Source organism: Streptomyces sp. URMC 123 (assembly GCF_051386515.1).
Classification (GTDB): Bacteria; Actinomycetota; Actinomycetes; order Streptomycetales; family Streptomycetaceae; genus Streptomyces.
The window spans coordinates 1-10,195 of sequence record NZ_JBPQTV010000234.1; the positions used below are offsets into that span (position 1 = coordinate 1).

Consider the following 10,195-nt stretch of genomic DNA (forward strand, 5'->3'; position numbering starts at 1 on the left):
CCACGGCGGGGACCCGGACGGCGCCTGGCACGTGCTGGAGACGGCCGCCGACCTGGCGCGCGAGCTCGACGACGACGAGACGCTCACCAAGGTGGCCCTGACCTTCTACGGGCTCCATGGCTCGGAGGCGGAGGGCGCGCCGGGCCGGCTGACGGCGGAGCTGCTCGCCGAGGCCCACCGCAGGGTGGTCGCGCCCGTCGGCCCGCCGGAGCGGGGACCGGGGCCGGGGCATGACCGGGCGGAGGCCCCGGCCCGGGGGCGGGCCGAGGTGGACCTGCTGGCCCGCGAACTCGCCGCCCGCGCCGCCGTACTGGCGCGCACGGAATGGGACGACGAGACGCTCGGCTTCAGCCTCTGGGCCCGGCACGACGCCATCTGGGGCCTCGGCACCGCCGAGGAACGGGTCGCCCTCACCGAGGAGTTGATCGGCATCGCCCGGCGCGCGGCCGACGGCGACCTGGAGCACTTCGCCGCGTCCTTCCGCTGGGTGGCCCTGCTGGAGCTGGGCGACCCCCGCTACTTCGACCAGTACGAGGCCGCCCTCGCCGGAGCGGAACGCCACGGGCTGCCCCGCGTCGCCTTCGCCTCGCTGATCGACCGGAGCATCGTCGCGACGCTGATGGGCCGCTACGCCGAGGCCGAGGAACTGCTCGACCGCTTCTGCGCCATGCCCCCTCGGTACGAGTACGCCGGGCACTCCTCGATGGTGGGCCAGTTGCGCTGGTCGCTGTGGCTGGCGCAGGGGCGCCACGAGGAGCTCGGCGGCGGGCCCGCCGGGGCCGGGCCGATCGGCGACGACCACCCGTGCCCCGGCCTGATGGCCGCCATCGCCGCGCTGCACCGCGGCGAGCCGGAGGCCGCCCTCCGCTACCACGCGGAGATCACGGAGGGCACCGTCCGCACCGGACAGGGCCCGGTCCCGCGCGACGAGCGGTTCCCCCGGGTCTGCGTGCCGCTGTGGCTGCGCTTCCAGGCGCAGTTGGCGGCGGCGACCGGGGACCCGGGCCTGTGCGAGCGGGCCCGTGCGGCGCTGACCCCGTACGCCGGCCAGTGGCTGGTCGCGCTGTACGGCTGCGACATCAGCGGCCCGGTGGACCTGTGGACGGCGCGGCTCGACCTCGCGCAGGGGCGCTGGCCGGACGCGGTCGGGCGGTTCACCGCGGCACGTGACTCCGCCGACCGGCTGCGGGCGCGGCCCTGGTCGGTCGAGGCCCGCGCCGGCCTCGCGGAGGCCCTGATCCGCCGGGGCGCGCCGGGGGACGCGACGACCGCCGCGGAGCTGCTCGACGGTGTCGAACGGGACGCGGCGGCCCTGGCCATGCGGCATGTCCCACCCATCGTCGAACGACTGCGCACGACGCGGGGGCCCGGGGGGCCGACGCGGCCGGGGACCACGCCCGTGCGGGGCCACGCCGCACGGGCCGGCACCACGGAGAACGCCCCCACGCCGGAGGCAGCCCCTGCGCGGGAAGGCGCCGCCGGAGACAACCCCGCGTGGCACGCCCCCGCGGGGGAGGACATGGCGCCGGAACATGCCGCTGGGGCGGCCCCCCTGCGGGAAGGCACCATGGCCGACAGCCCCGCAGGAGACGAGCGCTCCGCGCAGGGGCGCCCCGCAGGGGCAAGCATCCTGCGCGAACATCCCGCTGGCGAAGCCTCCACGCGGCAAGGCCCCACGCCGGAACACCCCGCTGGGGCAGGCCCGGTGCGGGGACGCACCGTCGGAGAACACCCCGCACCGCACAGCCCCGCTGGGGAAAGCACCGCGCCGGAACACCCCGCTGCGGCGGCCCCCCTACGGGAAGGCACCACGGCCGACAGCCCCGCAGGAGACGAGCGCTCCGCGCAGGAACGCCCCGCAGGGGCAAGCGTCCTGCGCGGACGCCTCGCTGGCGAAGCCTCCAGGCGGCAAGGCCCCACGCCGGAACACCCCGCCGGGGCGGTCCCCCTACGGGAAGGCGACACGGACGACGGCCCTGCAGGAGACGAGCGCTCCGCGCAGGAACGCCCCGCAGGGGCAAGCGTCCTGCGCGGACGCCTCGCTGGCGAAGCTCCCACGCGGCAAGGCACCATGCCGGAACACCCCGCTGGGGCAGGCCCGGCGCGGGGACGCACCGTGGGAGAACACCCCGCGCCGCACAGCCCCGCAGGGGAAGGCCCCACGGACGACAGCCCCGCAGGAGACGAACCCTCCGCGTGGGCGCGCCCCGTGCCGGGTCGGACCATGGAGAACGACCCCGCACCGGAACGCCCCGCAGGGAACAAGCTCCTGCCCGGGCACCCCGCAGGGGATGTCCCCGTCTGGGAGCGCGCCGCAGGCGAAGGCCCTGCGTGGAAAGACCCCGCAGGAACCAGCCCCTCGGAGGGACGCCCCGTGCACGCCGCAGGCGAACGCTCCGCGCAGGAACGCCCCGTGCCGGGCCGCACCATGGCGTACGACCCCGCACCGGAACGCCCCGCGGGGGACGCACACGCGGCCGTGTTTCGGCGGGAAGGTGACGTGTGGCGGCTGTCGTACGCCGGACGCACCGTTCATCTGCCCGACGCCAAGGGACTGCGCGATCTGCGCGTGCTGCTGTCGCGGCCCGGCACGGACGTGCCGGCCGTCCGGCTGCTCGACCCCGCCGGAGGCGACACCGTGGTCGCCGCCCGGTCCGCCGGAGGCGACCCCGTGCTCGACGACGAGGCCAAGGCCCGCTACCGCCGTCGGCTGGAGTCGCTCGACGAGGAGATCGACCGCGCCGCGGCGGGCGGTGACGACGAGCGGGCCGCGGCGTACGACCGGGAGCGGGCGGCCCTGCTGCGGGAGCTGCGGGCCGCCACGGGCCTCGGTGGGCGGAGCCGGCGGCTGGGGGACGAGGCGGAGCGGGCCCGCAAGACGGTGACCGCGCGGATTCGCGACGCGCTGCGCCGGCTGGAGACCCGGCACCCGGAACTGGCCGCGCACCTGCGCGCGAGCGTCTCGACGGGGTCCTCCTGCGGCTACCACCCCGTCGGCCCCCGCCCGCCCTGGTCCCTCTGAGCCCGCGCCGGGCCTCCGAAGCCACCGCGCCGCCAGCCCCGCCCCACCGGCTCACTTCCGGTTGTAGAGCCGCATCGTGAGCGGGGCGCACACCAGGATGAACGCCGCGCCCCAGATCGCCACCCAGCCGATCTCCCCGCCGTCCGCCGCGCCCGCCATCAGGGAGCGGATCGCCGCCACGAGGTGGGTGATCGGGCTGTGGTCCACGACCGCGCGGAGCCATCCCGGCATGGTCGCCGGGCTGACGAACACATTGCTGAGGAACGTCAGCGGGAAGAGCACCATCATGCTCACGCCCATCACGGACTTCTCGCTGCGCAGCAGGAGTCCGAACATCGTCCACAGCCAGGAGAAGGCGAAGGAGAACGCCACCAGCAGCCCCACGCCCGCCAGCACTCCCGTGACCCCGCCCCCGGGCCGGAAGCCCATGACCAGGCCGACGGCCATGATGGTCGTCGCGGCCAGCACATAGCGCAGCAGATCGCCGAGGAGATAGCCGACCATCGCGGCCGGCCGCCAGACCGGCAGCGTGCGGAAGCGGTCGAACACGCCCTTGGCGATATCGGTGTTGACCGCCACGCCCGTGTACATCGTGGTCATCACCACGCTCATCACCATGATGCCGGGCAGCAGGAACTGGAGGTACCGCTCCGTCGATCCGGCGAGCGCGCCACCGAACAGATAGGTGAACATCAACGTCATCATGATCGGGAACGCGGTGACGTCGAAGAGCTGCTCGGGGACGTGCTTGATCTTGAGCATGGTCCGCCAGCCGAAGGCGAGGGAGGCGCTCAGCGCGCCGGGCGGACTCGGGCGGGCGGCGGAGCCGGGGCCGAGGACGGCGGCCAGCCGCTCGGCCGCCACGGGCGGCAGGGCCTCGTCCCGGCCGCCGCCGGGGCCCGTCGCCCCGGTGTCGGTCTGCTGCCCGGGGCCGGCCTGGGTTCCGGTCGCGGTGGTCATACGGCGCTCTCCTGCTGCTGGTCGAGGGGGGTACGTGCGGTGGCCGGCCGATCGCCGTCCCTGCTGCTGTCGGCGGTCCTACGGCCGGTGCCCGCGCCACCACTGGTCGCACGGTCGGTGCCCGCGCCACCACTGGTCGTACGGTCGGCCGGGCGGTCGGTGAGGGCGAGGAACACCTCGTCGAGGCTGGGCTGGCCGAGGGAGAAGTCGTCCACGGTGATGCCCGCGGCGGCCAGCCGGGCCAGCGCCCGGGCGGTCAGCTCCGCCGCCCCGGTCTCCGTGCCCCGGTCCGGCAGCCGGGCCATGAGCACGACGGGGTCGGCGTCCCGCGCCACCGGAGCGGCCAGCTCCCGCGCGAGCACCCGCTCGGCCTCCGCCCGCTGTTCGGCGTGGCGCAGCCGCAACCGCACGCTGCCCGCGCCGACCGATGCCTTCAACTCCCCCTTGGTGCCCTCCGCGATGACCCTCCCGTGGTCGATGACCGCGATGCGCGAGGCGAGCCGGTCGGCCTCGTCGAGGTACTGCGTGGTGAGCAGCACCGTGGTGCCCTGGTCGACGATGGTGCGCACGATGTCCCAGACCTGGTTGCGGCTGCGCGGGTCGAGCCCGGTGGTCGGCTCGTCCAGGAAGAGCAGGTCCGGGGTGGCGATGAGGCTCGCGGCGATGTCGAGGCGGCGGCGCATGCCACCGGAGTAGTTCTTCGCCTGGCGGCCGGCGGCCTCGGCGAGGCCGAACGCCGCCAGCAGCTCCTCCGCCCGCCGCCGGGCGGCCGGCCGCCGGTGGCCGAGCAGCCGCGCGAGCAGCACGAGGTTCTCCGCGCCGGTCAGGTCCTCGTCCACCGAGGCGTACTGGCCGGTGAGGCTCACCCTGGCCCGTACGGCCTCCGGCTCGCGCACCACGTCGTGGCCGAAGACCCGGGCCCGCCCGCCGTCCGGCCGCAGCAGGGTGGCCAGCATCCTGACCGTGGTCGTCTTGCCGGCGCCGTTGGGCCCCAGCACCCCGTAGACGGTGCCCCTGGGCACCGTGAGATCGACGCCGTCCACCGCGCGTTGCGCACCGAAGACCTTGACCAGTCCCGCGGTCTCGATCGCCGGTTCGGTGGGGCCTGTGCTCATGTGCCGTCCTCTCGCTCTTCTCCTCCGCCCGCTGTCGGCGGTCGTGGGAGAGGCGCGAGATCCGATCTGGCCGCCGCTGGATCGCGTCTGGCGGCGGCCCGGCTCCGGCCGCGAGGCCGCCCCCTACTGCGCCCGCTCCCGTACGACCCGGGCGATGTCCATGCGGCCCACCATCCGCACGGCCGGCACCTGGGAGAGCGCGGCCGCGACCAGCACCGCCACGGCCGCGGCCAGCGGCGCCGCCCAGCCGAAGGTCAGATCGAGGGAGAACAGGTCGTTGTCGAAGAGGCGCAGGAAGCCCCAGGCGGCGAAGCCGCCGGCCACCAGTCCCACCGGCGCGGCCAGCACCGTCGCCGTGAGGTTCTCCGCCGCCAGCGCCCCGGCCACCCGCCGCAGCCGCACGCCCGAGGCGCGCAGCGTGGCGAGCTCGGTGGTGCGCTCCGCCACGTTCACCGTCATGGTCACGAAGATGACGGTGAAGGCCAGCAGCCCGCCGAGGACCAGCATCACCCCGACGAAGATCCAGAAGAGGTTCAGATACTCGTCGATCTGATCGCGCAGGGCCCGCTCGTCGGTGTAGGCCACCACCCCCTCCAGCCGGGTGACGACGGAGCGGAGCTCGTCCCGTTCCGCCGCGCCGACACCGTCCCGGAAGCGGAGCAGGTAGGTGTTGGTGGAGCCGCCGATCGCCGCCCGCACGGTCTCCTCCGTGCCGTAGAGCTCGGTGCCCACCGGCTCGTCCAGCAGCCCGGCCAGCCGGACCTCGCGGGGGCCGCCGCCCGGCGCGGCGACGGTGAGGGTCTGGCCGACGCTCATGCGCAGCCGTTCGGCGAGCGCCGATCCGGCGAGGATGCCGTCCTCCGGCAGGGTGCGCCAGGTCCCCTCGGGAGTGCGGAAGCGGTGCATGGCGGTGTCGGCCCGCAGTCCGCTGAGCGTGCTGGGGTAGGCGTGGTCGCCCCGGGCGGCCACGACCCGCGCGGTGGTCACGGGCTCCACCGCGGCCACCCCCTCGGTCCCCCGCAGCGTCCGCTCGACGTCCCGGACGCGCGGATCGACCGTCACCGTGGCGTCCTCCCGCTGGATGCGGTCGTACTGGAGGTCCAGCATCGACCGCATCGTGGTGATCATGCCGGTGGAGGTGAGCACCAGGACGAGGGCGAGCACGGTGCCGGTCATGGTGGCCAGGGTGCGGCGCCGGCTGCGGGTGAGATCGCGCAGCGCCATCCGCCAGGTGACCGGCAGCCAGTGGGCCCGTGCCACGGCCCACCCCCAGGGCCCCGGCCGGGGGAGCCGGGCGCCCTCGCCGCGCATGGCCTCGGCGGGGGCCACCCGGGCCGCGCCGATCGCCGGCGCGGCGGCGGCCAGCAGCCCGACGACCGCCCCGAAGGCCAGGCCCAGCAGAAGGGTCGCCGGCTGGTTGCGCACCACGGTGTCGGGGATGCCCAGCGCCGAGGTGTAGGCGTGGGTGACGGCCGAGGTGGCGAGCGCGCCCAGGGCCACGCCGAGGGCCGCGCCCACGACGCCGGTGATCACGCCGTAGCCCAGATAGTGGCGGACCACGTGACCGCGCCGGCTGCCGGCGGCCAGCAGGGTGCCGATCACCTTGCGCTCGGCCAGCACCAGCCGGGTGATCAGCACATAGGCGCCGACCGCCGCGGCGCCCAGGAAGAGGGCGGGGAAGGCGACGGCGATCCCGGAGAAGCCCTTGAGGTCCTGCTGGAGGGTGGCGTGCGAGGCCTGGTCGGCCCGGCGCTCGACCTCGACGGCGCCGGCGCTCCGCAGCCGTTCGACGATCCGGTCCACCGCGCCGGCCTCCCGGGCGGCCGGGGTGAGCGCGACCAGCGTCTGGTTGGGGCCCTTGCCGCCGGCGAGGGCCCGCGCGGTGGGCTCGGGGGCGAAGAACACCGCGAAGGAGTGCGGGTCGATCAGCACGTCCTGGCGGCTGCGGGCGGGCCACAGATACTCGGGCGAGTCGACGACGCCGCGGACGGTCAGCTCCCGGAACGCCTCGCCGTCGAAGGCCCGGAAGCGCTCCCCCGGGGTCAGTCCGAAGGTCTTCGCCGCGTGCCGCTCGACGAGGACACCGCCGGGGTCCTCCGGGTCCAGCGGCCGCCCGGAGGTGACGTCCACGCGGTCGACGGCCGGCCGGCCTTCCGGGGGCAGGCCGACGACCCGGCCCATCAGCTTGTCGTCCCCGATGGTCACCGGCACGTCGGCCTGGGTGCGCCGGGTGACGCCGGCGACGCCGGCGGCCCGCTCGACGGCCGCGGCGACCGTCTCGGTGGCCCCGCCGGTGGCCGTGACATCGGCGAAGTTCAGCCGGGCGTAGGTGCGGTCGTAGGAGGCACCGAGGTTGCGATAGGCGTCATGGCTGGCCACGAAGAGCAGCACGCCGAGCATGACGGTGACGGCGATGGCGCCGAACTGGGCGAGCCGGCGGCGCAGTTCGCGCCGCGTCTTGGCGAGGAGGATGCGCTGCACGGCGCGTCACCAGCTCACATCGGCGGCGTCGACGGGCCGCTCGTTGCGGTCCACGGACTCCACGCGACCGTCGTGCATGGTGACGACCCGGTCGGCCATGTCGGCGACCGAGGCGTTGTGCGTCACCATCAGCACCGTGCGCCCCTCGCGGGCGGCCCGCTGGAGCAGGTCGAGGATGGTCCGGCCGGTGCGGGTGTCCAGGGCGCCGGTCGGCTCGTCGGCCAGGACGAGATCGGGGTCGGTGACCAGGGCCCGGGCGATCGCCACGCGCTGCTGCTGGCCGCCGGAGAGCTGGGCCGGGAAGTGGTCGGCGCGGTCACTGAGGCCCACCGCCTCCAGCAACTCGGGGACCCGCTCCCGGGTGCCCCGCCCGGTGAGTTCGACGATCAGCTCCACGTTCTCCCGGGCGGTGAGCGTGGGGATGAGGTTGAAGAACTGGAAGACGAAGCCGACGTGGTCCCGGCGGAAGCCGGCGAGCCGGGCGGGGGCCCGCCCGGTCAGCTCCTCGCCCGCCGCGCTGATCCGTCCGCCGTCCGCGCTCTCGATGCCGCCGAGGACATTGAGCAGGGTGGTCTTGCCGGAGCCGCTGGGGCCCAGGACCACCACCAGCTCGCCCGGCGGAACCTCCAGATCCACACCGCGCAGGGCGTGCACCGTGGCCTCGCCCGTACCGTACGTCTTGGTCACATCGCGCAGCGAGAACCCGCCGCGCGCCTTGGTCGTGGTCGTGGTCGTCATGGAACCCTCCTCCGGGACCGTCCGCGGGCGGCCGATGGGTGTCCGGGCGGGATGAAGACACTCCCTGGCGGCGCTGCCGCCGGTCAGAGCCTGGCCGCACCCCCTTCCGCCTCCGTGACCCCCGGGTGCTCCGTCCTGCCCACGTCGTCCAGCCCGCCGAAGCCCGCCAGGCCGCCCAGCCGGCGCAGCGGTGCGGCCACCGGGAGGGCGGTGAGCGACGGGTCGATCAGCCGGTGGAGCATCAGGCCGTCGATCACCGCGAGCAGCACCGCCGCCGTGGGCTCGGGGTCCGCGACCCCGGCGCTCTCCCAGAGCCAGTCGGCCACGGCGGAGCGGCAGTCGCGCAGCAGCCCGGCCAGCTCCACCCGCAGCCGCTCGTGCCGGGTGGCCGCCAGCAGCATCTCGCTGAAGACCACCGTCTCCGGGTCCTGCGCGCCGTACCCGGTCAGGGCCTGGAGGGCGCGCTCCAGCCCGGTGGGGCCGTCCGGCGCCTCGGCGAGCAGCCCGACGACGCCGCTGATCTCGCGCCGCGCGCAGTCGAGGGCCGCCTCGATCAGCAGGTCGTCGATCGAGGCGAAGTGATAGTGCACCAGCCCCGGGCGCAGCGCGGCCCGTTCGGCGACCTTGCGGGTGGTGACACCGCCCCAGCCGTGCTCGGCGATGAGCTGGGCCGCGGCGTCCAGCAGCCGGGCCCGGGTCTCGCGGCCGCGCTCCGCGGAGGTGGGGGTCATGTCCGTCGCTCTCCCGTCGTCCGGGGTGCCGACTCGGCAAGGGGCACCGGCGCGCCCGGGGGCCGCTCACCCCGGGCGACCGCCCTGGGCAGTCGCCTTGGGCGTCCGTCCAATTGTCACGCCGCGTGACCACCCCGGTCAACCCCGTGACGGAAAAAGAGCGCTCGGCCCGGTCGTTGCCTCCCGATCATCCGATCGTTGGCACATGTACGTATCTGTTCACCGCATCGGAAGAGGAACCCGGAACCCATGCGCCAGCGCACTGTCCACACCCTGTGGGGGACCGCGGCACTCGCCCTCGGCTCGCTCGCCGCCTTACTGACCACGACGGGCACGGCCGCCGCGGCGACCACCCCGGCCGCCACCACGCCCACCGCCGCGACCGCCGCCCCGGCCGCGGCCGGACAGGACCGCGAGGGCCCCGCCCCCTTCGAGTACGCCACCGACGGAAAAGAGATCAAGCTCTGCACCCGGGGCACCCTCTTCCACGGCCTGGCCAACCTCGGCTGCCGGCCGCCGCACCACCTCGACCGGGACACCACCTGGCGCGAGCTGCGGGAGCAGGAGAGCGCCGTGGCGCCCATGCTGTGCGGTCCCTCCGTGATGAACCGCACCGTGGACAGCACCGAGGTCGCCCTCCTCGGCGCCGGGGCCGCCCTCCAGTGCAGCCCCGTCCCCGCCACCTGGCGCCCCTGACCCGGCGCGCCCCCTCGGCGCGCGGCACACCGCGGGTCCCGGCCGACGGCCGGGGCCCGCACCGCTGTTCCCTGTCCGCGTCCCGGCCGGAGGGCCCGAGCCCCCAGGGACCGAGCCCCCCCCGGCCACGCCGAAGAGGGCCCCTACCCGTGCCCGAGCCGGAAGCCGACCCCCCGCACCGTCACGACCCACGACTTCGCGCCCAGCTTGCCGCGCAGGCTGCTGACGTGCGTGTCGACCGTACGGCCGCCGCCCGTCCCGCCGTCCTCCCACACCCGGGCCATCACCTGGGCCCGCGGAATCACCGTTTCCGGGTGGGACGCCAACAGATACAGCAGGTCGAACTCCTTGCGCGTGAGGTCGATCCGGCGGTCGCCCAGGCGCACCTCGCGCCGGCCGGGGTCGATGCGCAGCGGCCCCTGGGCCACCGGCCGCCCCGGATGCGCCCGCCC

Annotated in this window: 7 protein-coding genes and 1 pseudogene; 2 read left to right on the top strand and 6 right to left on the bottom strand. The window is 75.5% G+C overall.

The features are described 5' to 3' along the window. Positions 1-3,022: pseudogene (locus tag ACSNOD_RS22845) on the top strand (hypothetical protein); the annotation flags it as partial. Between the two features lie 51 nt (positions 3,023-3,073). Here ACSNOD_RS22845 and ACSNOD_RS22850 read toward each other — a convergent pair. From ACSNOD_RS22850 to ACSNOD_RS22870, 5 genes are all read right to left on the bottom strand, one after another. After that, positions 3,074-3,982, bottom strand: coding sequence for an ABC transporter permease (locus tag ACSNOD_RS22850; protein WP_436768892.1), 909 nt, complete (start codon positions 3,980-3,982; stop codon positions 3,074-3,076). Beyond that, a complete protein-coding gene (locus tag ACSNOD_RS22855; protein WP_436768893.1) occupies positions 3,979-5,097 on the bottom strand; it encodes an ATP-binding cassette domain-containing protein in 1,119 nt (372 codons plus the stop codon). The genes ACSNOD_RS22850 and ACSNOD_RS22855 overlap by 4 nt, the downstream gene beginning before the upstream one ends. A 123-nt stretch (positions 5,098-5,220) precedes the next feature. Next, positions 5,221-7,578, bottom strand: coding sequence for an FtsX-like permease family protein (locus ACSNOD_RS22860; RefSeq protein WP_436768894.1), 2,358 nt, complete (start codon positions 7,576-7,578; stop codon positions 5,221-5,223). 6 nt (positions 7,579-7,584) lie between these two features. After that, on the bottom strand, positions 7,585-8,316 hold the full coding sequence (locus tag ACSNOD_RS22865) for an ABC transporter ATP-binding protein (protein ID WP_436768895.1): 732 nt from the start codon (positions 8,314-8,316) through the stop codon (positions 7,585-7,587). An 83-nt stretch (positions 8,317-8,399) separates the two neighbouring features. Then, positions 8,400-9,047: a TetR/AcrR family transcriptional regulator gene (locus ACSNOD_RS22870; protein ID WP_436768896.1), complete on the bottom strand. Its 648-nt coding sequence runs from the start codon at positions 9,045-9,047 to the stop codon at positions 8,400-8,402. Positions 9,048-9,296: 249 nt separating this feature from the next. Here ACSNOD_RS22870 and ACSNOD_RS22875 point away from each other — a divergent pair, with 249 nt between their 5' ends. Beyond that, positions 9,297-9,743 (top strand): hypothetical protein, encoded by a 447-nt coding sequence (locus ACSNOD_RS22875; protein ID WP_436768897.1) that lies wholly within the window; start codon positions 9,297-9,299, stop codon positions 9,741-9,743. Positions 9,744-9,886: 143 nt separating this feature from the next. Here ACSNOD_RS22875 and ACSNOD_RS22880 read toward each other — a convergent pair. Continuing rightward, the coding region (locus ACSNOD_RS22880; RefSeq protein WP_436768898.1) for a winged helix-turn-helix domain-containing protein at positions 9,887-10,195 on the bottom strand (309 nt) is incomplete at its 5' end.

Bases quoted from the DNA above. Each gene is read 5' to 3' on its own strand.
- ACSNOD_RS22850 (WP_436768892.1), bottom strand. From the start codon at position 3,982: ATGACCACCGCGACCGGAACCCAGGCCGGCCCCGGGCAGCAGACCGAC.
- ACSNOD_RS22855 (WP_436768893.1), bottom strand. From the start codon at position 5,097: ATGAGCACAGGCCCCACCGAACCGGCGATCGAGACCGCGGGACTGGTC.
- ACSNOD_RS22865 (WP_436768895.1), bottom strand. From the start codon at position 8,316: ATGACGACCACGACCACGACCAAGGCGCGCGGCGGGTTCTCGCTGCGC.
- ACSNOD_RS22870 (WP_436768896.1), bottom strand. From the start codon at position 9,047: ATGACCCCCACCTCCGCGGAGCGCGGCCGCGAGACCCGGGCCCGGCTG.
- ACSNOD_RS22875 (WP_436768897.1), top strand. From the start codon at position 9,297: ATGCGCCAGCGCACTGTCCACACCCTGTGGGGGACCGCGGCACTCGCC.